At 71.3% G+C, this 21584-nt stretch carries 20 protein-coding genes and 1 riboswitch; of the genes, 17 read left to right on the top strand and 3 right to left on the bottom strand.

The features are described 5' to 3' along the window. The first annotated feature begins 81 nt into the window (after positions 1-81). The 10 genes from map (at position 82) to truA (ending at position 7331) form a co-directional block, all read left to right on the top strand. A complete protein-coding gene (gene map / locus ABZ780_RS28755) occupies positions 82-933 on the top strand; it encodes a type I methionyl aminopeptidase (RefSeq protein ID WP_357006891.1) in 852 nt (283 codons plus the stop codon). A gap of 475 nt (positions 934-1408) precedes the next feature. Then, a complete protein-coding gene (locus ABZ780_RS28750; protein ID WP_357008167.1) occupies positions 1409-2017 on the top strand; it encodes a DUF1707 domain-containing protein in 609 nt (202 codons plus the stop codon). 476 nt (positions 2018-2493) lie between these two features. Next, positions 2494-2715 (top strand): translation initiation factor IF-1, encoded by a 222-nt coding sequence (gene infA, locus ABZ780_RS28745; RefSeq protein WP_007073013.1) that lies wholly within the window; start codon positions 2494-2496, stop codon positions 2713-2715. A gap of 91 nt (positions 2716-2806) precedes the next feature. Beyond that, a complete protein-coding gene (rpmJ, locus tag ABZ780_RS28740) occupies positions 2807-2920 on the top strand; it encodes a 50S ribosomal protein L36 (RefSeq protein ID WP_088952025.1) in 114 nt (37 codons plus the stop codon). Positions 2921-3187: 267 nt separating this feature from the next. Next, positions 3188-3568: a 30S ribosomal protein S13 gene (rpsM, locus tag ABZ780_RS28735; protein WP_007465236.1), complete on the top strand. Its 381-nt coding sequence runs from the start codon at positions 3188-3190 to the stop codon at positions 3566-3568. A gap of 87 nt (positions 3569-3655) precedes the next feature. Continuing rightward, positions 3656-4063 carry a 30S ribosomal protein S11 gene (gene rpsK, locus ABZ780_RS28730; protein ID WP_030329919.1) on the top strand — a complete coding sequence of 136 codons (408 nt, stop codon included), beginning with the start codon at positions 3656-3658 and terminating at the stop codon, positions 4061-4063. Between the two features lie 13 nt (positions 4064-4076). Continuing rightward, the gene (gene rpsD, locus ABZ780_RS28725) at positions 4077-4703 is read left to right on the top strand and encodes a 30S ribosomal protein S4 (RefSeq protein ID WP_357006894.1); all 627 of its coding nucleotides are present in this window, start codon (positions 4077-4079) and stop codon (positions 4701-4703) included. A gap of 96 nt (positions 4704-4799) precedes the next feature. Then, the gene (locus ABZ780_RS28720; RefSeq protein ID WP_007465227.1) at positions 4800-5822 is read left to right on the top strand and encodes a DNA-directed RNA polymerase subunit alpha; all 1023 of its coding nucleotides are present in this window, start codon (positions 4800-4802) and stop codon (positions 5820-5822) included. A 34-nt stretch (positions 5823-5856) separates the two neighbouring features. Continuing rightward, the gene (gene rplQ / locus ABZ780_RS28715; RefSeq protein ID WP_357006897.1) at positions 5857-6414 is read left to right on the top strand and encodes a 50S ribosomal protein L17; all 558 of its coding nucleotides are present in this window, start codon (positions 5857-5859) and stop codon (positions 6412-6414) included. 68 nt (positions 6415-6482) lie between these two features. After that, a complete protein-coding gene (gene truA, locus ABZ780_RS28710) occupies positions 6483-7331 on the top strand; it encodes a tRNA pseudouridine(38-40) synthase TruA (RefSeq protein ID WP_357006899.1) in 849 nt (282 codons plus the stop codon). A 107-nt stretch (positions 7332-7438) separates the two neighbouring features. Here truA and ABZ780_RS28705 read toward each other — a convergent pair whose 3' ends face one another. Beyond that, positions 7439-8500 (bottom strand): hypothetical protein, encoded by a 1062-nt coding sequence (locus ABZ780_RS28705; protein ID WP_357006902.1) that lies wholly within the window; start codon positions 8498-8500, stop codon positions 7439-7441. A 104-nt stretch (positions 8501-8604) separates the two neighbouring features. Here ABZ780_RS28705 and ABZ780_RS28700 point away from each other — a divergent pair, with 104 nt between their 5' ends. Genes ABZ780_RS28700 through ABZ780_RS28690 form a run of 3 tightly spaced genes read left to right on the top strand, consistent with a single transcriptional unit; the run spans position 8605 to position 11930 of the window. Next, positions 8605-9210 (top strand): methyltransferase, encoded by a 606-nt coding sequence (locus ABZ780_RS28700; RefSeq protein ID WP_357006905.1) that lies wholly within the window; start codon positions 8605-8607, stop codon positions 9208-9210. A gap of 40 nt (positions 9211-9250) precedes the next feature. Beyond that, complete coding sequence (locus tag ABZ780_RS28695) at positions 9251-10930, top strand: ATP-binding cassette domain-containing protein (protein ID WP_357006908.1); 1680 nt, start codon at positions 9251-9253, stop codon at positions 10928-10930. Between the two features lie 37 nt (positions 10931-10967). Then, complete coding sequence (locus ABZ780_RS28690) at positions 10968-11930, top strand: aldo/keto reductase (RefSeq protein ID WP_357006910.1); 963 nt, start codon at positions 10968-10970, stop codon at positions 11928-11930. Between the two features lie 78 nt (positions 11931-12008). Here ABZ780_RS28690 and ABZ780_RS28685 read toward each other — a convergent pair whose 3' ends face one another. After that, positions 12009-12536, bottom strand: a complete 528-nt coding sequence (locus ABZ780_RS28685; protein ID WP_357006913.1) for a hypothetical protein — start codon at positions 12534-12536, stop codon at positions 12009-12011. 71 nt (positions 12537-12607) lie between these two features. After that, positions 12608-18433 (bottom strand): ThuA domain-containing protein, encoded by a 5826-nt coding sequence (locus ABZ780_RS28680; RefSeq protein ID WP_357488051.1) that lies wholly within the window; start codon positions 18431-18433, stop codon positions 12608-12610. Between the two features lie 291 nt (positions 18434-18724). Next, positions 18725-18834: riboswitch (TPP riboswitch) on the top strand. On the opposite strand from ABZ780_RS28680, the gene thiE reads away from it, so the two are divergent. The 4 genes from thiE to ABZ780_RS28660 all read left to right on the top strand — a co-directional run bounded on the left by thiE (position 18829) and on the right by ABZ780_RS28660 (position 21537). Further along, positions 18829-19455, top strand: coding sequence for a thiamine phosphate synthase (gene thiE, locus ABZ780_RS28675; RefSeq protein ID WP_357006919.1), 627 nt, complete (start codon positions 18829-18831; stop codon positions 19453-19455). (Overlaps the previous riboswitch by 6 nt.) Further along, positions 19449-20564 carry a glycine oxidase ThiO gene (thiO, locus tag ABZ780_RS28670; protein WP_357006922.1) on the top strand — a complete coding sequence of 372 codons (1116 nt, stop codon included), beginning with the start codon at positions 19449-19451 and terminating at the stop codon, positions 20562-20564. Before thiE ends, thiO begins: the two co-directional genes overlap by 7 nt. Continuing rightward, positions 20561-20761 carry a sulfur carrier protein ThiS gene (gene thiS / locus ABZ780_RS28665; RefSeq protein WP_357006925.1) on the top strand — a complete coding sequence of 67 codons (201 nt, stop codon included), beginning with the start codon at positions 20561-20563 and terminating at the stop codon, positions 20759-20761. The genes thiO and thiS overlap by 4 nt, the downstream gene beginning before the upstream one ends. Then, a complete protein-coding gene (locus ABZ780_RS28660; protein WP_357488050.1) occupies positions 20758-21537 on the top strand; it encodes a thiazole synthase in 780 nt (259 codons plus the stop codon). Before thiS ends, ABZ780_RS28660 begins: the two co-directional genes overlap by 4 nt. The last annotated feature ends 47 nt before the right edge of the window (positions 21538-21584 follow it).

Raw genomic sequence — 21584 nt, 5'->3', positions numbered from 1 at the left:
GCCGGGCCACGGCGGATAGAGTGCGAACAGCGGGGTACGCGTGACGTGCCCCGCTGTTCGGCAACGAAAGGTAATCGCTCCATGCGTCGTCCCCAGCTGGATATCCAGCTGAAGACCCCTGACCAGATCGAGAAGATGCGGGCCGCCGGGTTGGTGGTCGCCGAGGCCCTGCGTCGCATGCGCGAGGCGGTGGCGCCCGGGGTGAGCACCGCCGATCTGGACGCCATCGCTGAGTCGACGATCCGCGAGGCCGGCGGTGTCCCGTCGTTCAAGGGCTACCACGGTTTCCCGGCGTCGATCTGCTCGTCGGTCAACGAGCAGATCGTGCACGCCATCCCCTCGCCCAAGCAGGTGCTCGCCGACGGCGACCTGATCTCGATCGACTGCGGTGCGGTGCTGGACGGGTGGCATGGCGACTCCGCCATCACCGTCGGCGTCGGTGACGTCGACCCGGCGCTGCTGAAGATGGCCGAGGTGGCCGAGGACGCGATGTGGGCCGGCATCGCCGCCGCCGCGCGGGGTGCGGCCAGCGGCAAGGGCCGCCTCACGGACATCTCGCACGCCGTGGAGACCGCGGTCCGCAAGGGCGGCCGGTACGGCATCGTCGACGGCTACGGCGGGCACGGCATCGGCACCGAGATGCACCAGGACCCGCACGTGCTCAACCACGGCCGGCCCGGCAAGGGCCCCCGACTGGTCCCCGGCATGGCGTTGGCGATCGAGCCAATGATCACCATGGCGTCGCCGCGTACGGTCGAACTGGCCGACGGTTGGACGGTCGTCACCCGGGACGGCTCGGCCGCCGCGCACGTCGAGCATTCGATGGCGCTGCTGCCGGACGGCGTCTGGGTGCTCACGGCCTTCGACGGCGGTCGGGCTCGCCTCGGCGACCTGGTGACCGCGCGCGAGCCCGCAGCCTCAACCGCCCTCTGACCGGTTCCGTCGGGTCGACAGGGCCGTGACCGGTTCCGTCGGGTCGACCGGGCCGTGACCGGGTTCCGTCGGGTCGACCGGGCCGTGACCGGGTTCCGTCGGGTCGACCGGGCCGTGACCGGTCCCGTCGCGTCGGCCGGGCCGTGACCGGGTTCCGTCGGGTCGACCGGGCCGTGATGGGTCCCGCCGCGTCGACCGGGCCGTGACGGGTCCCGCCGCGTCGACCGGGCCGTGACCGGTTCCGTCGCGTCGACCGTGCCTCGACCGGTCCCGTCGCGCCGACCGCGCCCTGACCGGTCCCGTCGCGTCGGCGAGCGTGAGTTGATCGACTCCATATCGCCGATCTGGGGGTATCCCGCTCGGCTGATACACCGATATCGGCGACATGGAGTGGATCAAGGGCGTTCGCCGCGAGTGGATCAAGGTGGCGGGGTGGGCCGGACGCGACGGGCGCACGGGTGGCATGCTTGCCGGCATGGACGGGCGCGACGGGATGCGAGCGGCGGACGCGGATCGCGAGGCGGTGGCCGACCGGTTGCGTGTTGCTCTCGGCGAGGGTCGGCTGGACCTGCACGAGTACGACGAGCGTGTGCAGAACGCGTACGCGGCGCGCACGTACGCCGAGCTCGACGCCCTGCTGGCCGACCTGCCCCCGGTGGCGCCTGCGGAGCGTTCGGCGCTGGCGCCGGCCAACCCGTCGGTTAGCCCTCCGGCCGAGCCGCTGAGTGGGGTGGTGGACGGCCAGCCCGTGCCGTCGGCGAGTGGTGTCACCGCTCGGTGGTTGGCTGAGGTGTGGCTGCCGTATCTGCAGGCGATCGGCATCGTGGTGGCTGTTTGGGCGGTGACGTCGCTGCTCAGCGGAGAGTTGCTCTACTTCTGGCCGGCCTGGGTGGCCGGGCCGTGGGGTGCGGTGCTGGTGGTTCGCACGATCACCGGGTTGGCCGGGGGAGAGCCTCGACGCCGGGCGATTGAGCGGGAGCGCCGGCGTCAGCGCAAGCGGGCGAAGCGGGAGCGCCGGCGCGAGCTGCGCGCCAGCGAACGGGGCGAACCGGATGAACGGGATGAACCACGACCGGCAGGCTGACCCGTCGCTAGGCCGCCTGTCTCCCGCCATCGCCGCCTAGCCTCCGTCACCGCCGCCCGCCCCCCGGCCCTCGGCCCTCGGCCCTCGGCCCCCGGCCCTCGGCCTCCGGCCCCCGACCCCCGACCCCCGGACTCCCGCCGCCCCGTCACCCGCCGCCTGACTCCCGTCATCGCCGGTCCGCACCCGGTGCGCTGGTCGAGCAATGCGGACCCGCCAGCGGTGGTCTCGCGAAGATCATCGGGTGCCTGCCCGGCGGGCCTGCGGCCGACACGGTGGTCGGGTGCCCGGCCGGTTTGGCGACGGCGTGCAGGCCGGCGTACACTTTCTGTTCGGCGCACAGCGTCCACTCCGGCATGCCCACCCTGCGCTTCGGTGGGAGCTGGAGCCGCGGCTGGCGCGGGCTTCTGATCTTGGTCAGTTCCCGTGTAAGGCGTTGTGGGCCGCCCGGAGCAATCGACGTCAGGACAGCGGAGGACATGCCGAAAAAAGACGGAGCCATCGAGATCGAGGGTCGAGTCATCGAGCCCCTGCCGAACGCCATGTTCCGCGTGGAGCTCGCGAACGGCCACAAGGTGCTGGCTCACATCAGCGGCAAGATGCGGCAGCACTACATCCGCATCCTGCCGGAGGACCGGGTCGTCGTCGAACTCTCGCCGTACGACCTGACCCGCGGGCGCATCGTCTACCGCTACAAGTAGTCCTGACGGCGGCCGGGAAGTCCCGTGTCCGTCTTCGACGTCTGGTGTCGTGCAACGCGCGTCCCCGGGCCAGATGGGAAGTAAGGCAACCGTGAAGGTCAAGCCGAGCGTCAAGAGGATCTGCCAGAAGTGCCGGGTTATCCGCCGGCACGGCCGGGTCATGGTCATCTGCAGCGACCCGCGCCACAAGCAGCGCCAGGGCTGATCTCAGCCCGTCCGGCCGGACACGGTCGGGTGGCGTTGGTTCGGGCAGATCCTTAGCGACACACACAACACACATGCTCGTCCCAGCCGCGAGCGGTACGTGAAGACGTACTCCTGCGTGGCTGACCCCCGGTCGGAGGCCGGGGCCCGCTCGGGCAGCGACCGATCCCGGTCGCCGGCGCTGACAGCGTCGGAAAGACGGGACGGCCGGTAGCGGGATGGGACGGGTCCACACCTCCGCCACACATCACGAGGAGTACGCCCGCACATGGCACGTCTAGTCGGCGTGGATCTCCCCCGCGAGAAGCGGATGGAGATCGCGCTCACCTACATCTTCGGGGTCGGTCGCACCCGCGCCCTGGAGACACTCGCCGCTACCGGCATCTCGCCGGACAAGCGCGCTCGGGACCTCACGGACGAGGAGCTCGTGCAGCTCCGCGACCACATCGAGGGCAACTACAAGGTTGAAGGCGACCTGCGCCGCGAGGTCGCCGCTGACATCCGCCGCAAGGTCGAGATCGGCTGCTACGCCGGCATCCGGCACCGCCGGGGCCTGCCCGTGCGTGGCCAGCGGACCAAGACCAACGCACGGACCCGCAAGGGCCCGAAGCGGACCGTCGCCGGCAAGAAGAAGCCCGGCAAGAAGTAGTTCTTAACCGGATGACGGGGTCGGCCGCCGCCGAGGTGGGCCAGGCCGCAACCCAGTCCGGAAAGTCAACTAGGAGCGCACAGACTTATGCCACCGAAGGCTCGTGCCGGAGCCGCTGTAAAGAAGGTCCGGCGCAAGGAACGCAAGAACGTCGCCCACGGGCAGGCGCACATCAAGAGCACGTTCAACAACACCATCGTGTCCATCACGGACCCGACCGGTGCGGTCATCTCCTGGGCCTCCGCTGGCCAGGTGGGCTTCAAGGGCTCCCGCAAGTCGACTCCGTTCGCCGCGCAGCTGGCCGCCGAGGCTGCCGCGCGTCGCGCCATGGAGCACGGCATGCGCAAGGTCGACGTGTTTGTCAAGGGCCCCGGCTCCGGCCGGGAGACCGCGATCCGTTCGCTGCAGGCCGTCGGGCTGGAGGTCGGCCAGATCGCCGACGTCACCCCGCAGCCGCACAACGGATGCCGTCCGCCTAAGCGTCGTCGGGTCTGAGAGGTAGAGAGAGATGGCTCGTTACACCGGTGCTGACTGCCGCCGTTGCCGGCGGGAGAAGATGAAGCTGTTCCTCAAGGGCAGCAAGTGCGATGGTCCGAAGTGCCCGTTCGAGTCCCGGCCGTTCCCGCCCGGGCAGCACGGCCGCGGCCGCACGAAGGAGACGGAGTACCTGCTCCAGCTCCGCGAGAAGCAGAAGGCCCGCCGTGTCTACGGCGTGCTGGAGAAGCAGTTCCGCGGTTACTACGAGGAAGCCGTTGGCAAGCAGGCCAAGACCGGTGAGGTCCTCCTGCAGATCCTCGAGTCGCGGCTGGACAACGTCGTTTACCGGGCCGGCTACGCCCACTCGCGGGACATGGCCCGCCAGCTGGTCAAGCACGGTCACTTCACGGTGAACGGCAAGAAGGTCGACATCCCGTCGTACCGCGTCAAGGAGCACGACATCATCGAGGTTCGGGCCAAGAGCAAGGAGCTCACCCCGTTCATCGTCGCGCAGGCTCAGGCCGGCTCGAAGACGGTTCCGGCGTGGCTTGAGGCCATCCCGAGCCAGATGAAGGTGCTCGTGCACTCCCTCCCGGCCCGGCAGGTCATTGACACGCAGGTCCAGGAGCAGCTGATCGTCGAGCTCTACTCCAAGTAGTTGCTCGTTGCGGTGGCCCGTCCTTCGGGGCGGGCCACCGGAACAGTTTGTGTCGTGGGCGTCAAATAGCGGGCGTCCCGGAAGAGAAGAGACAACATGCTCATCAGCCAGCGACCCTCCCTCTCCGAGGAGTCGATCAACGAGACCCGGTCGCGGTTCGCCATCGAGCCGCTCGAGCCGGGCTTCGGCTACACCCTGGGCAACTCGCTGCGGCGCACCCTGCTGTCGTCGATCCCGGGTGCGGCGGTCACCTCGATCAAGATCGACGGTGTGCTGCACGAGTTCACCACGATCCCCGGTGTCAAGGAGGACGTGGTCGAGCTCGTCATGAACATCAAGGAGCTGTGCGTCAGCTCCGAGCACGACGAGCCGGTCAGCATGTACCTGCGTAAGCAGGGCCCGGGCGACGTGACGGCGGGCGACATCCAGCCGCCGGCCGGCGTTTCGGTGCACAACCCGGACCTGAAGCTCGCCACCCTGAACGGCAAGGGCCGGCTCGACATGGAGCTGACCGTCGAGCGGGGCCGGGGCTACGTGACGGCGGCGCAGAACAAGCAGTCCGGCGCCGAGATCGGCCGGATCCCGGTCGACTCGATCTACTCGCCGGTGCTGAAGGTGACCTACCGCGTCGAGGCGACCCGTGTCGAGCAGCGGACCGACTTCGACCGTCTGATCATCGACGTCGAGACCAAGCCGTCGATGGGTCCGCGTACCGCGCTGGCGTCCGCCGGTTCGACGCTGGTGGAGCTGTTCGGGCTGGCCCGGGAGCTGGACGAGACCGCCGAGGGCATCGACATCGGGCCGTCCCCGCAGGACGCTCAGCTGGCGGCGGACCTCGCTCTGCCGATCGAGGAGCTGGACCTCACCGTCCGTTCCTACAACTGCCTCAAGCGCGAGGGCATCAACTCCGTTGGTGAGCTCATCGGGCGTACCGAGGCCGACCTCCTCGACATCCGCAACTTCGGTCAGAAGTCGATCGACGAGGTCAAGATGAAGCTCGCCGGGATGGGTCTGGGGCTGAAGGACTCGGCTCCGAACTTCGACCCGGCGCACGTCGTGGACACCTTCGGCGAGGCCGACTACGACACCGACGACTACCGCGAGACCGAGCAGCTCTAGTCCGCGCTGCCGCCACAACTGAGGAGCACCAAAAATGCCCACGCCCACCAAGGGCCCCCGCCTCGGCGGCAGCCCCTCGCACGAGCGGCTGATGCTGGCGAACCTGGCCACCGCGCTGTTCCAGCACGGCAAGATCCAGACCACCGAGACGAAGGCCCGGCGGCTGCGTCCGCTGGCCGAGCAGCTCATCACCAAGGCCAAGCGCGGTGACCTCGCCTCGCGGCGGCGGGTGCTGGGTGTCGTCAAGGACAAGGACGTGGTCTACGCCCTGTTCGACCAGATCGCGCCCCGGTACTCCAACCGCCCCGGCGGTTACACCCGGATCGTGAAGACCGGTCCCCGCAAGGGTGACAACGCGCCGATGGCGATCATCGAGCTGGTCGAGGAGCTTCAGGTCGCCGAGCCCAAGGTGAACAAGAAGACCGCCTCCCGCAAGGCCGCGCAGCAGGACAAGGTCGAGGCGCTCGCCCCGGCTGACGAGGCCCCGCAGTCGGCCCCGGCCGACCAGGACTCCGAGGCGCCGGTGTCGGCGTCCGGTGACACCGCCGCCGCCCGCGAGGACAGCGACGAGGCCACCGAGAACAAGGCCTGATCAAGGGCAACGTCGGGCCCGGCACCCCCATCGGGGTGCCGGGCCCGACCCATGACAGGAGGTACGAGGTGGACGAGCGGATCCGGCTGCGGCTGGACGTCTCGTACGACGGCGCCGATTTCTCCGGCTGGGCCGCCCAGCCGACCCGGCGCACCGTCGCCGGGGTGCTCGTCGAGACCCTGGACCTGGTCCTCGGTGCCGGCACGGTCACCGGGCTGACCGTGGCGGGACGGACCGACGCCGGCGTACACGCCACCGGTCAGGTCTGTCACCTGGACCTCCCCGTCGACGTGTGGCGCCAGCACGAGGGACGGCTGCTGCGCCGGCTGGCCCGGCTGCTCCCCACCGACGTGCGGGTACGGGCGATGACCGAGGTGCCGGCCGACTTCGACGCCCGGTTCTCGGCCACCTTCCGGCGCTACGAGTACCGGGTCACCGACGCCGTGTTCGGGGCCGAGCCGCTGCGCCGGCACGAGGTGCTGGCCTGGCCGAAGCCGCTGGATCTGGCCGCGCTGAACGCCGCGGCGGCCGGCCTGGTGGGGGAGCACGACTTCGCCGCGTACTGCCGGCGTAAGGAGCACGCGACGACGCTGCGCGAGGTGACCCGGCTGGACTGGCGTCGCGACCCGGACGGCATCCTGGTCGCCACCGTGCAGGCGGACGCGTTCTGTCAGGCCATGGTGCGCAGCCTGGTGGGGGCGATGCTGGTGGCCGGCGACGGCCGCCGCCCGGTCGAGTGGCCGGGCAGCCTGCTCACCCGCCAGGAACGGTCCAGTGAGGTGACGGTGGCCCCGGCGCACGGGCTGACCCTGGTCGAGGTCGGTTATCCGGCCGACCCGGCCGAGTACGCCCGCCGGGCCGATCTCACCCGCCGCCTGCGCGTCCCGGTCGAGGACGCAGCGCCAGTCGAGGGCTGATCGCCCGGTCGAGGGCGCAGCGCCGGTCGGAGGGCTGATCGCCCGGGCGCGTACGACGACGGGTGTGCCCCCGGTCGGCGGCACACCCGTCAACGGGGTTGCGGGGGTCAGTCGCCCGGCAACTCGTCGTTGCTGCCGCTCTGGGTCCCGCTGCGTTCGGTCGGCCCAGCCGTCGGCTGTGTGGCCATGGCGGTGTCGGCCCGGCGTTGCAGGACGCCCCGGCTGAGGTGCACCTCGATCATGTCGAACAGGATCTCCCGGATCTTGGCGTCGCCGGACTTCACCGCGGCCCCGTCCGCGCGGACCACCAGCGCGTACGCCAGGTAGTGGCCGCGGACCTGCCAGCCGACCCGCGCCGGTGCGCGGGTCAGCACGTCGGTGCCGTCGTCCTCGCCGGCGGTCAGACCCCGGAAGCGGCCCTGCCGTTCGTCGAGCAGTTGCCGGAGCCGGTCCCGGGTCCGTTCCGCGCTCGCCTTGTCGGTGAGGTTGAACAGGCCGGTGGTGACCAGGTGGTCGCCGCCCGGGGCCCGCAGCGTGGCCCGTACGACCTGGTTGCAGCCGAGCAGGACCAGCAGGTCGGCCACCTCGCCGGTGGCGGCGACGGCGCAACTGCCGCTGGAGTGCGTCTTGAGCACCTGGTAGGCGGGCTGGCCGTCGGCGGTCCGCAGTTCCTTGCCGGGGAAGAGTTCCTTGGCGGTGAGCGGGGACGGGTCGGTGTCCCGGGAGTCGAGGTCCTGCCGTTCCGCGGTGGCGGACGGGGCGGCGGCGTTCGGCTGGAGTGTCGGGGTGGTCTGCGGCACCTGGTTGCGGTCCGCCAGCAGAGCGGCGGCGCCCAGGCCGCAGAGGGCGAGCAGGACCAGGACTGCCGCGCCGCCGATCACTGCCTGCCAGAGCCGTCCACCGCCGCGCTGGGTCGGCGGCTCGACCGGGTGCGCAGAGGTGTAGACCTGATCGAGTGGGGTCGGTGCCGGGGTGGCGGCAGGTGCGACCGGTGGCGGTTGGGCCGAGGGCAGCATCAACTGGTTCGCCCGAGGGAGCGACGGGGCGGGGAAGCGCGACGGAGAAGGCCCGGCGGGCGGAGGCGGCCCGGCACCGCGCACGGGCAGGTCGGACCCGGGCTCCGGGTACTCCTCGAATGCGTCCTCATCGGACTCGTACCGATACACCATGTCGCCCAGAGTAGGAGTCATTGTCCCTTTAGGGGGTAATAATACAGAAATGCGCGCGTGGCCCGTGTCGTGAGCCTGCTCGCGCCGGTGCGAGAATTGCCGACGTGACCGGCGACCACTACTTCACCGCTCAGCCCGCCAGCGACGCCCCGGCGCGCGAGGTCGAGTTCACCGTCGCCGACCGCGACTACCGGCTCGTCTCGGCCGGCGGGGTGTTCTCCGCCAGCCGCCTCGACCCCGGCACCGCCGTACTCCTGCGCAAGGCCGACCTGCCCGCCGCCGACACCACCGGCGACCTGCTCGACCTCGGCTGCGGATTCGGGCCGATCGCCTGCGTGCTGGCCGACCTGGCACAGGCGAGCACCGTCTGGGCGGTCGACGTCAACGCCCGCGCCCGCGAATTGACCGAAGCCAACGCGGCCCGGGTGAACGCCGCCGACCGGATTCTGGTCCGCGCGCCGGACGATGTGCCGGAGGACCTACGGTTCGCCCAGCTCTGGTCCAACCCACCCATCCGGATCGGCAAGGACGAACTCCACGAGCTGTTGCGGCGCTGGCTTCCCCGGCTCGCCCCGGACGGCGTCGGCTGGCTGGTGGTCGCCCGCCACCTCGGCGGCGACTCGCTGCACCGGTGGCTCACCGACCAGGGTTGGCAGGTCGAGCGGTACGCCAGCCAGAAGGGCTTCCGGGTGCTGCGGGTCACCCGGTAATTGGATGTCCCCCCGGCCCGTGCTGGGGCAGGATCCCGGCGTGGGATACGTGGACGTGGCAGCGGTCGGGCACATCCTGCCCGACGGTCGGGAACTCTTCGCCGACGTGTCGTTCCGGGTCGGGGAGGGCAGCAAGGTCGCCCTGGTCGGGCCGAACGGCGCGGGGAAGACGACGCTGCTGAGGATGGTCGCCGGTGACCTGCCGGTGCGTACCGGCGCCGTCGCGCGGGCCGGTGGCCTGGGCGTGATGCGCCAGTTCATCGGCATGATCGGTGACGAGACGACGCTCGCCGACCTGGCCCTGTCGCTAGCGCCACCGCCGCTGCGCGAGGCCGGCCGCCGGCTCGGCGAGACCGAGGCGGCCATGCGGGCGGCCGAGGTTCGCGGCAAGTTCAGCAACGCGGCCGGCAAGGCGCAGTTGGCGTACGCCGACGCGCTGGGCGCCTGGGGCGAGGCCGGCGGGTACGACGCCGAGGTGCTCTTCGACACCGTCGCCACCACCGTGCTCGACAAGCCCTGGGACGCCGTCCGGGAGCGACCGGTGCGCACCCTCTCCGGCGGGCAGCAGAAGCGCTTCGCGCTGGAGTTGCTGCTTCGCGGCCCGGACGAGGTGCTGCTGCTCGACGAGCCGGACAACTTCCTCGACGTGCCCGGGAAACGCTGGCTGGAGGCGCGGCTGCGCGAGTCCACCAAGTCGGTGCTCTACGTCTCGCACGACCGCGAGCTGCTGGCCCAGACCGCCAACCGGGTGGTCGCCGTGGAGGGCGGCAGCGCCTGGGTGCACCCGGGTGGCTTCGCCAGTTGGCACGAGGCACGGATGGCTCGACACGCCCGCCTCGACGAGCTGCGTCGGCGCTGGGACGAGGAGCACCAGAAGCTGCGTGAGCTGATGCTGATGTACAAGCAGAAGGCGGCGTACAACGACGGGTTGGCCTCGCGCTACCAGGCCGCGCAGACCCGGTTGCGCAAGTTCGAGGAGGCCGGGCCGCCGCCCGTACCCCCGAAGGACCAGGACATCCGGATGCGGCTGACCGGCGGGCGGACCGGCAAGCGCGCGGTCGTCTGCGAGCAACTGGAGCTGGACGGCCTGACATTCCCCTTCGACCTGGAGATCTGGTACGGCGACCGGGTGGCGGTGCTCGGTGCCAACGGCACCGGCAAGTCGCACTTCCTGCGGCTGCTGGCCCGGGGCGGCACCGACCCCGACCCGGCGAACGGGCCGGTCGACGGCGCGGGCGCGCTCGCCCCGGTGGCGCACGCCGGCACGGCCCGGCTCGGTGCCCGGGTCCGTCCCGGGCACTTCTCCCAGACGCACGACCGGCCGGAGTTGATGGCGAAGACGCTTGTCGAGATCCTCTGGCGCGGCGACGAGCACCGCACCGGGATGGACCGGCACGCGGCGATGGGCGTGCTCAGCCGGTACGAGCTGGCCGGGCAGGGTGACCAGCGGTTCGGCACCCTCTCCGGCGGGCAGCAGGCGCGGTTCCTGGTGCTGTTGCTGGAGCTGTCGGGGGCGACCCTGCTGCTGCTCGACGAACCCACCGACAACCTCGACCTGGCCAGCGCGGAGGCCCTCGAAGCGGGCCTGAACGCGTTCGAGGGGACGGTGGTGGCGGTCACCCACGACCGCTGGTTTACCCGATCCTTCGACCGGTTCGTGCTGTTCCGGGGCGACAGCGAGGTGGTGGAGACCCCGGAACCGGTCTGGGACGTGGGCTGACCGGGTCCCGGGCGACGGCGCGCCCGGCCGGCATAGGGTGGATCTCGTGACTGAGATGACCTATCGCCGGCTGGGCGACTCCGGGCTCGTGGTGTCCGTGGTCGGCATCGGCTGCAACAACTTCGGCCGCAAGCTCGACGTCGACGGCACCCGCGCGGTGGTCGACGCCGCCCTGGACGCCGGGATCAACCTGTTCGACACCGCCGACATCTACGGCGAGCCGCAGGGTGGTTCCGAGGAGCTGCTCGGGCAGGCGCTCAAGGGCCGCCGCGACGACGTGGTGGTGGCCACCAAGTTCGGCATGGACATGCACGGCCTCAACGGGCCGGACTACGGCGCCCGTGGCGCGCGGCGCTACATCGCCCGCGCGGTGGAGGCGTCGCTGCGCCGGCTCGGCACCGACCACATCGACCTGTACCAGATGCACGAGCCCGACCCGGGCACCCCGATCGACGAGACCCTCGCGGCCCTCGACGACCTGGTCCGCGACGGCAAGGTGCGCTACCTGGGCAACTCCAACTTCGCCGGGTGGCAGATCGCCGACGCGGACTGGGTGGCCTCGTCCAACGGCCGGGCCCGCTTCATCAGCGCACAGAACCACTACAGCCTGCTGGAGCGCTCCGTCGAGGCCGAGGTGATCCCCGCCTGCGAGCGGTTCGGCCTCGGCATGCTGCCGTTCTTCCCGCTCGCCAACGGCCTGCTCACCGGCAAGTACAAGCGCAGTGAGCAGCCCCCGGCGGGCAGCCGGCTCTCCGGCGGCGGCCGGTACGCCGAGCGGCTCGCGGCGGCCGACTGGGACACCATCGAGGCGATCGAGGCGTACGCCGCCGAGCGGGGTCTGACCGTGCTCCAGGTGGCGATCGGTGGGCTGGCCGCCCAGCCGGCGGTGACCTCGGTGATCGCCGGTGCCACCACGCCAGAGCAGGTGCACGCCAACGCCGCTGCCGGCACCTGGGAGCCGAGCGACGAGGACCTGGCGGCGCTGCGCGCCATCCTCTGACCCGAAGGTCCGAAAACGGGCCGGGCCGCTCGTCGCGGCCCGGCCCGGTCGTCGGTTGGGCGCCGCAGCGCCCGTCGGTCAGCCGGCGCGACGGCGACCGAACAGCATCGCCACCCCCATCGCGACGGCGGCGAGCACCAGAGCACCGGCCGCGATCGGCCACCAGCCGCCGCCGGTGGCGCGGTCCGCGTCCATCGGAGCCGTCACCGCCACCGGCGCGGGAGCCGGCGGCGTCTGGGCGACCTTCGCCTGGATCTCGGCGGTGGCCTTGCCGGGATTCGGCTCCGGCGCGGTCACCGTCACCCGCCACCGACCGGGGGAGAGCACGGGACCGCTGCTGTAGAAGCCCTGCCCCTCGGGTGCCGGTTCCAGTTGCAGCGGGCCGAGCTGCTGCCCGTCCGGGCCGGTGCCGGTGAGGACCAACCGCACCGGCTTGTCCAGTCGGTGCCCGTCGCCGTAGGTGGCCTGGATGGTGACCCCCTCGGCACCGTCACCGGCGACTTCCAGCTTGAGCTTGCCGGTGTGCGCCGCCGCCGGGGCCGTGGAGAGCAGAGCCAGGGCCAACCCGACGAGTACGGCGGTGACCACCGTGCGGATACGTGTCACGGACGTCTCCTCACTGAAACTGAGGAGGCCCCTCCCCGACACCGAGGTGTCGGGGAGGGGCCTCGGATGGATCAGAGCTGGCGGCCCGGTGCGAGTCGGGTGACGTCCTCACCCAGTCGCCCGGCGCCCTTGACGGGCTTGCCCTTGTTCGCCTTGACCCCGGCGTTGCTGGCAGGCGTCCCGCCGAGCCGCACCGTCATGGCGTCGGCGTCGCGGATCAGCACGTCCCGGATTTCCGCCTCGGTCACCAGCTTGGTGTCCGCGGCGAGCTTCCGGAAGGCCTCCAGCTCCTTGAGCGCCTTGTCGTCCTTGCCGGACGCCTCCGCCTTGCGGACAGCGTCGAGCTTCTTCGTCAGATCCTTGTGCGCCTTGGCCGAGAGCCGCCCCGTCGCCTTGAACCGGTCCAGCAGGTTCTGCATGTCCCGGAACGAGGTGGTGACGAAGAACCGGACCGTCGAGGTGGTCTTGTTGCCCGCCTTGTCGGTCGCGGTGACGGTCAGCTCGTGCAGGCCGAGCGGCAGCTCGTACATGGCCTGCAGGGTGCCGCTGGCGTACGCCTTGCCGTTGAGCGTGCCGACCACGGACGAGATGCCCGAGGTCGGGTCGACGGCCTGCCAGGACACCCGAACGTCCTGGCTGTCCCCGTAGAGCTGGCCGTCGGCGATTCCGGACACCAGCAGCGTCGGCTTGGTGCCGTCGATGCGCAGCACCGCCGACTTGAGCGTCTCGGCGTTGCCCGCCTTGTCGGTCGAGCGGAACAGCAGCTCGTGCTGCCCGTCACCGGTCACCTCGACCGGCTCCGAGTACGGCGTCCACGCGCCACCGTCGAGAGACCACTCCACCGTCTTCACGCCGGAACCGGCGTCGGTCGAGGTCAGCACCACCGGGATGGTCCCGTTGTGCCAGCCGTCGTCGCTCGCCGGAGCGAACGTCGCCGAGGTCACCGGCGCCGTGGCGTCGATCTTGACCGAGACGGTCTTCGTCGACTCCACATTGCCGGCCTGGTCCGTCGAGCGGAACCGCAGCTCGTGCTCGCCGTCCCCGCTGACCGTCACCGGCTCGGTGTAGGCGGTCCAGGTGGTGGCACCGTCCAGCTGGTACGACGTACCGGCCAAACCGCTGCCACCGGCCTCGTCGGCGGCGGTCAGCGCGACCGTCACCGGCCCGGTGTACCACCCGTCGGTGGGGGTGCCGGACACCGCCGCCGTCGTCACCGGCGCGGTCTCGTCGACCGCCCTGGTGCTGAGCCGGAAGTAGTCGAACGAGGCCGTCTTCGACGCCGTCTGGTTGGCACCGAGGGTGAACAGGCCGACCTTCGGGGTGGCCCCGACCGCACTGTTGGTGAGTGCCGTCAACGCCGTCCAGGTCGTCCCGTCGGCCGAGTACGACGCGGTGAACGTGTCGCCGCTGCGGGCCAGCCGCAGGTGCCACACCGCCGAGGTCAGGTTGCCCGCCTCGGGCTGCGGGTTCTGGACCGTCCCGCCGACCTCGCTGCGGAACTCGATCCGCCGCGACACCGTCTGGCCGGCCTGGTTGTCCGCGATGAAGTCGAACTTCAGGTAGTTGTCGTCGTCCGCCATCACGATCAGACCGGCCTGCTGGTACTGCTCGTCCAACAGGCTGCCGTCGACCTTCGTCTCCAGGGTCCAGTCGCCCGACGGCGCGGTCTGGAGGATGAAGTTCTTCGGCCCGGTGTTGTCGGTGCCGTAGATGTCACCGTTGGGCACGTCGATCCGCAGCGCGCCACCGGTCACCCGGTAACCCGCCGGGTCCTCCCGCAGGATCGCGTCCCACCGGCACTTGTCCAACGCGCTGCCGGTGAACTCGTCCGACGGGTCGACCGGGCCGGCCGGAGCGTCCGGCGTGACCTGGAACGAGTCGAAGGCCGCGTCGACCACCGGCGCCTCGGTGCCGCCGTTGAGCGCGAAGACCCCGATCCGCGGGTTGGTGATGCCGGCGAGCGCGGCCGAGCGGCCGACCGGGGTGAACGTCTGCCCGTCAGCGGAGACGCCCGCCGTCAGGTTCGTTCCGTCGCTGGTGATCCGCAGGTACACGGTGTCACCGGCAGGTGCGGCGGTGGCGTCGGCGGCCTCGTTGCGAGGAGTGGCCGCCGTCTCCCGGATGAACTCCACCCGACGGCTGCCGTTGTACAGCAGGTCCACCTTGGCGTAGTTGTCGTCGTCGCCGTACACCAGCAGGCCGGCCTGCTGGTAGTTGGCCGTCACCGGGAGGGTGACCTTGGTGGTCATCTCCCAGGCGCCGGTCGGAGCCGCCTGGAGCACCAGGTTGGTGGCGTCGTTGCGAGCGCCGTAGAGGTCACCCACGCCGGTCGGCAGCCGCAGCGCGCCGCCGCTGACCGAGTAGAGCTGGTTCTCCCGGACCACACTGGTCCACCGGGCCTTGTCGAGGCTGGTGCCGTTGAAGTCGTCCGAACGCGCCCCGAAGCAGGACGTGTCCGGCGCGTCCACCCGCACCGGCACCGTGGCGTACGCCTTCGCGCCCTTGCTGTCGGTCACCGTGAGGGTGGCCGTGAAGGTGCCCGGGCTGGTGTAGGTGTGGCTGGCGTCCAGGGTGGTCGCCGAGCCTCCGTCACCGAAGTCCCAGGCGTACGTCAGCGGGGTGTCACCCTCGGCGTCGGTGGCCGTGCCGTCGAAGGCGACGGTGACCGGCGCGGTGCCGGTCGCCGGGGTGGCGGTGGCGCTGACCACCGGCGGCGCGTTCTCGGTGACGCCCCGGCCGATGAAGTCCATCCAGTTGACGTTGAACAGCGAGCCCGTCCCGCCGTTCGGATCGCGGGCCAGGAAGAACAGCGAGCCGCTCGCGGCACCGGTGACCGGCGCGCTCACGTCCGTGTACGTCTGCCATGCGCCAGTCGCCGGCACGGTGGCCGTGGCGACCACCGGTCCGTCGACCGCGCCCGCGCGGACCTCGATCCGACCGCCAGCGGCGGCCGAGGCGGCCCGGAACCGGATCTCGGTGATGTTGGTCAGGTCCGCCGGGGCGACCGACCACCAGTCGCCGTCCTCGATGAACCCGATGTTCTGACCGCCGCCGGCAGAGTCGGCGCCGGTCTCCCGCTGCACGCCGGCGTCTCCGCCGCCGGTGCTCACCGGCGCACGTCCGGTGGCGGTGAAGTACTCGGCCTGCTTCTGCTTCGGCTGGAGGATCTCGATCGCCCGGCCGGTGAGCGGGCCGGAACCGCCGGCACCGCCCTCGTCGGTGTAGGTGGCCTCGAAGACCGCGAAGACGTTCGCCTCGGCGCCGTGCCCGGAGGCGAGCGACGTCTGGACGGTGCCGGTGCAGCCGGTGTGCTGCTCCAGCGGGTGGGCGTGCTCGTCGTGACCGAGCAGCACCTGCAGCTGCACCTTGTCACAGTCGATCTGCCCGTCCTCGGGGTCGGTCACCTTGACCGAGTAGCGGACCTGGTCACCCCAGTTGAAGAAGCCACCGTCCGGCGGGAACTCGATGCTCACGGTCGGTGCGGTGTTGCCCACGGTGACCGGCACGTTGGCCACCGCGGTACGGCCCTTCGGGTTGGTGACGGTGAGCTGGGCGGTGAAGCTGCCCGCTGCCGCGTACGTGTGCGTCGGGTTGGCCTCGGTGGAGGTCTGCCCGTCGCCGAAGGCCCAGGCGTAGGTGAGCGTGCCGCCGTCCGGGTCCCGGGAGCCGGCGCTGGAGAAGGTGACAGTCAACGGCGCCGGACCCGAGGTCGGGGTGGCGGACGCCGCCGCGATGGGTGCGCGGTCACCGGCGGTGTAGTCGATCCGGTAGACGCCGGAGTTGTCGTTGTTGCCGCCGAAGCCGCTGCCCCACTCGATCAGGTACAGCGCGCCGTCCGGGCCGAACTCGAAGTCCATCGGCCGGACCATGGTCATCCCGGTGAGCAACTGGTTGATGTCCACCAGCGACTTGCCGTCGGCGGTCATCTGCAGGGTGTACATCTTCGACTGGTTCCACTCGCCGAGCAGAGCCTTGCCGTCGTAGTACGCCGGCCACTTCCGCGCCGAGTTGAGGTCCGCGTCGTACCGGTAGACCGGGCCGCCCATCGGAGCGCCGCCGCCGCCGATCTCCGGGTACCGCGCGTCACCGGCGTAGCCGTAGTCGACGGTGGCCGGGACGACCGGCGGGAGGTTGGTCAGGCCGGTGTTGTTGGGCGAGTTGTTCACCGGTGCCGCGCAGTCGAACTTCGCGCCGCTCGGGCCGGACGGGAACGTGTAGTCGTTGTACGCCTCGTTCGTGCCCGTGCAGTACGGCCAGCCGTAGTTGCCGGGCGTCACGACGTTCCACTCGACCAGACCCCGGGGGCCACGGTTCGGGTTGTCCGAGTTGGCGTCCGGCCCGTAGTCCGCCACGTACAGCGTCTTGGTCTTCGGGTCGGTGCCGATCCGGAACGGGTTGCGGAAGCCCATCGCGTAGATCTCGGGACGGGTCTTCTCGGTGCCCGGAGCGAAGAGGTTGCCCGCCGGGACCGTGTACGTCCCGTCGTCCTCCGGGTGGATCCGGATCACCTTGCCGCGCAGGTCGTTGGTGTTGCCGGAGGTGCGCTGCGCGTCGTAGTCCTGGCGGCCCGACCGCTCGTCGATCGGCGTGTACGCGCTCGACTCGAACGGGTTGGTGTTGTCACCGGTCGCCAGGTAGAGGTTGCCGTCACTGTCGAAGGTCATGCTGCCGCCCGCGTGGCAGCAGGTGTTGCGCTGGGTGTCGACCCGCAGCACCTGCTTCTCGCTTGCCGCGTCGATGGTGTCGCCGGTCACGGTGAACCGGGACAGCAGGTTGCGCGCGATGCCGTCGTTCGGGGCGTAGTAGAGGTACACCCACTTGTTGGTGGCGAAGTCCGGGTCGAGCCGGATGCCGATCAGGCCGTCCTCGTTGCCAGTGAAGACGTCCAGGTCGATGGCGGTGACGGTGTTGCCGGTGTCCGGCTTGATGATCTGCACCCGACCGTCACGCTCGATGTAGAAGACCCGCCCGTCCGCGGCGATGTCCAGCTCCATCGGGTTGCTGGTGTTGCTGTCCAGCGTGACCTTCTCGAAGTTGGAGGTCTTCGAGGCGCCGCAGTCGGCGTCGACAACGCCGGCCGCCGTCTGGATGCCGCCCAGCAGGTGGCTGAGGAACTCAGGCTCGGCGAACGACTCCCGGGTGTGCCCGCCCCCGGTGTACCAGGAACGGCCGCCGTCGAAGTCCTGGCACCAGGCCGTCGGGTGGTCGGCGCCCATCGCGCCGGCGCCCGGGTTGTAGCTCTTCTCGTCCAGGCTGGCCAGCACGTGCACGTCCGGCCGTGGGTTGGTCTGGAAGTTGTACCACTCGTCGAACCGGGACCAGCGGTCCGGCAGTTCGGCCGTGGACGGGTGGGCGTGGTCCTCCACCTTGACCGTGGCCTGCTGGTTGGCCGGGTGGTTGGCGAAGTACGCGCCGACCAGGTCGCCGTACCACGCCCAGCTGTACTCGGTGTCCGAGGCGGCGTGGATGCCGACGTAACCGCCGCCGGCCTGCACGTACCGCTCGAACGCCGCCTGCTGCTCGGCGTTGAGGACGTCACCGGTGGTGGAGAGCCAGATCACCGCCTTGTACTTGGCGAGGTTGGCGTCGTTGAACGCCGCGCCGTCCTCGGAGGCGTCCACGGTGAACCCGTTGGTCACGCCGAGCTGCTGGATGGCGGCGACGCCGGTGGGGATGGAGTCGTGCCGGAAACCGGCGGTCTTGGAGAAGACCAGGACGGAGAAGGGGTCGGCGGCGGCCTGAGGGGCCACCTGGCTGACCGGGTTGGCGGCCTGCGGGGGGACCTGAGCGGCGGCCGGAGCCGCCTGCGCCGGCAGGCCGAACAGCGTTGTCGAGGCCAGGGCCAGGGATATCAGGGTAGCGGTGAGTGGTACGCGGGCACGACGAGTTCGGGACACGCCGCCTCCTTTGTCGCGGTGGACAGGGATCGCGGGGGCCGGCTCGCCGAAGACCGTCCCAGATGGAGCCGGTGAGGACACCGTGCCAGGGTGTCCGCGCCGGCATTTTGTCGAATCGCTGAACAAATTAATTCGGTTGGTTCTATGTCGGGCAAGATGCCGGCGGGTAACGGTTCTGCAACGGCGGGCGACATTCCGAACAGGACCGGGATGAAGCACCCATCGGATTTCGCCGTATGACCCATGCGACCCTCCCTTGGCAGGCCGACCGAACTGTCGTACGGTGACACGCAAGTAACCCACGGGAGCCCGGTGAACCGGGCTGAGAGGGGGGCTGACAGCCCCCGACCGTCGAACCTGATCCGGATAATGCCGGCGCAGGGAGGAGAGTTGCCGTGCCGTCCCTTGGGCGACTGCATCTGATCACCGACACCCGACCCGGGCGTGATCCCCTCACCGTGGTCCGGGCCGCCCTCACGGCGGCCCGCGCCGACCTGGTCGTACAGGTCCGGGTCGAGGACTCCGCCACCGACCGTGAGGCGTACGACCTGGCCCGCCGGGTGCTCGCGCTCTGTGCGCCGTACGGGGCGACCTGCCTGGTCAACGACCGTCTGCACGTGGCGCTCGCGGTGGGCGCCAACGGCGGTCACGTCGGAGCCGAGGATCTGCCCGTCGCCGCCGCCCGCCGGGTGCTCGGCCCCACCGGCATGCTGGGCGCCACCGCCCGCGTACCGGCAACGGCGGTCGAGGCGGTCACCGCCGGAGCCACCTATCTGGGCGTCGGCCCGTGCCACGCCACCAGCACCAAGACCGGCCTGCCGGACCCGATCGGCCCTGCCGGCGTACGCGCTGTCGCCGAGGCGGTCGACGTGCCCGTCATCGCGATCGGCGGCGTGACCGCCGCCCGGGTGCCGGCACTGCGGGCCGCCGGGGCGTACGGGGTCGCGGTGGTGGGCGCCGTCTCCACCGCCGCCGACCCGGCCGAGGCCACCGCCGGGCTGCTCCGGGCGTTGACGTGCTGACCCCCCGCCCCGTGGACGTGGCGGTGGTGGGGGCGGGGCCGATCGGGCTGGCGATCGCCTGGCGATGCGCTGCCCGAGGGCTGCGGGTGGAGGTGCACGATCCGGCTCCCGGGTCGGGTGCCTCGGCCGTGGCCGCCGGGATGCTCGCCCCGGTCGCCGAGGCGTACTTCGGCGAGCGGCAGCTCACCGAACTGCTGGTGGCGTCCGCCGCCCGCTGGCCGGCTTTCGCCGCCGAGCTGACCGACACGACCGGCGCCGAACTCGGCTACCGGACCGAGGGCACCCTGATGGTCGGGCTGACCGGCGACGACCTGGCCGAGGCTCGCCGGCTGTGGGCGTACCAGCAGGGGTTGGGCCTGCCGGTGACCCCGCTGCGCCCCACCGAGCTGCGCCACCACGAGCCGGCGCTCGCGCCGAGGGTGCGCGGCGGCGCGCTCGCGCCCACCGACCACCAGATCGACCCCCGGATGCTGGTGCCGGCGCTGCGCACGGCCGCGCAGCGAGCCGGTGCCGTGGTCGTGCCGCAGGCGGTTCACCGCCTGGCCGACGTGGACGCCCGGGTCATTGTGGTCGCCGCCGGCTGTGGCGCGGCCGCCCTCACCGGCCTGCCCGTGCGGCCGGTCAAGGGGCAGATCCTCCGGCTGCGTGCGCCCGGTGGCGCCGCGCCGGGCTTCCGGCACGTGATCCGGGGGTACGCCGACGGCGAGCCCGTCTATCTGGTGCCCCGCGCCGACGGCGAGGTTGTGCTCGGCGCGACGGTCGAGGAGCGGTCGGACACCAGTGTCACCGCCGGTGCCGTGCAGCGGTTGCTCCGCGCCGGAGTCGACCTGCTGCCCGAGTTGGCCGAGTACGACCTCGTCGAGGCGGTCGCCGGCCTGCGCCCCGGCACCCCGGACAACGCGCCCATCCTCGGGCCGCTGCCCGGCCGGCCGAACGTGCTGGCCGCCGTCGGGCACCACCGGCACGGCATCGTGCTCACCCCGATCACCGCCGACCTGATCGCCGACCTGGTGACCACCGGCGTGCCCGACCCGCTGCTCGCGCCGTTTCGGGCCGACCGGTTCGGCGGGACGGACGGGGCTGAACCGACCCTGGAGGGGGACCTGTGAAGTTGACGGTGAACGGGACCGGACGCAGCGTGCCCGGTGGCGCGTCGGTGGCGGACCTGGTCCGCGACATCGTGCCCGAGCAGCGTGGGGTGGCGGTCGCGGTCAACGGCGAGGTGGTGCCCCGGGCCGGCTGGCCGGCCACGGTGCTCCGCGACGGTGACCGGGTCGAGGTGCTCACCGCGGCGCAGGGCGGGTGAGCGGCGTGCCGTTCGAGTTGGGCGGGGTGCCGTTCACCTCGCGGCTGATCCTCGGCACCGGGGGAGCCGCGAACCTGCACGTGCTGGAGCAGGCGATCCGGGCGTCCGGCACGGAGCTGGTCACCCTGGCGCTGCGTCGGGTGGACACCGCGCCCGGCACCGCCGGTGGGCTGCTGGACCTGCTGGACCGGTGCGGGGTACGGCTGCTGCCGAACACCGCCGGCTGCCACACCGCGACCGAGGCGGTGAAGGTGGCCCGGCTGGCCCGGGACGCGTTCGACACCGACTGGATCAAGCTTGAGGTGATCGGCGACGAGCGGACGCTGCTGCCCGACGGGGTGGAGTTGCTGCACGCCGCCGAGGAGTTGGTCGCCGACGGCTTCACCGTGCTGCCGTACACCAGTGACGACCCGGTGCTCGCCCGCCGGCTCGCCGACGTGGGCTGCGCGGCCGTGATGCCCGCCGGCTCCCCGATCGGTTCGGGGCTCGGCATCGGCAACCCGCACCACATCCGGCTGATCCGGCAGAGCGTGGACGTGCCAGTCATCCTCGACGCGGGCATCGGCACCGCCTCGGACGCGGCCCTGGCGATGGAGTTGGGCTGCGACGCGGTGCTGCTGGCCAGCGCGGTGACCCGGGCCGCCGATCCGGTGGCGATGGCGACCGCGATGCGGTACGCGGTCGAGGCGGGCCGGCTGGCCGCCGGGGCGGGCCGGATCGCCCGTCGCTTCCACGCGCTCGCCTCCACCCCTGACGAGGGAAGACCCGACCTGTGAACCCGACGTCTCGGGCCACTGATCACCGTCGGGCAGACCTTGGAAGC

This window comes from Micromonospora sp. NPDC047467 (genome assembly GCF_040643095.1).
Lineage (GTDB): Bacteria > Actinomycetota > Actinomycetes > Mycobacteriales > Micromonosporaceae > Micromonospora.
The sequence above is the reverse complement of the archived record's forward strand: the minus strand, read 5'-3'. Positions and strand labels throughout refer to the sequence as shown.

Excerpts from the sequence above, each read along its gene's own strand:
- ABZ780_RS28720 (WP_007465227.1), top strand. The coding sequence starts at position 4,800 with ATGCTCATCAGCCAGCGACCCTCCCTCTCCGAGGAGTCGATCAACGAG.
- ABZ780_RS28750 (WP_357008167.1), top strand. The coding sequence starts at position 1,409 with ATGGACGGGCGCGACGGGATGCGAGCGGCGGACGCGGATCGCGAGGCG.
- rpsK (WP_030329919.1), top strand. The coding sequence starts at position 3,656 with ATGCCACCGAAGGCTCGTGCCGGAGCCGCTGTAAAGAAGGTCCGGCGC.
- infA (WP_007073013.1), top strand. The coding sequence starts at position 2,494 with ATGCCGAAAAAAGACGGAGCCATCGAGATCGAGGGTCGAGTCATCGAG.
- ABZ780_RS28705 (WP_357006902.1), bottom strand. The coding sequence starts at position 8,500 with ATGGTGTATCGGTACGAGTCCGATGAGGACGCATTCGAGGAGTACCCG.
- rpsD (WP_357006894.1), top strand. The coding sequence starts at position 4,077 with ATGGCTCGTTACACCGGTGCTGACTGCCGCCGTTGCCGGCGGGAGAAG.
- map (WP_357006891.1), top strand. The coding sequence starts at position 82 with ATGCGTCGTCCCCAGCTGGATATCCAGCTGAAGACCCCTGACCAGATC.
- rpsM (WP_007465236.1), top strand. The coding sequence starts at position 3,188 with ATGGCACGTCTAGTCGGCGTGGATCTCCCCCGCGAGAAGCGGATGGAG.
- rplQ (WP_357006897.1), top strand. The coding sequence starts at position 5,857 with ATGCCCACGCCCACCAAGGGCCCCCGCCTCGGCGGCAGCCCCTCGCAC.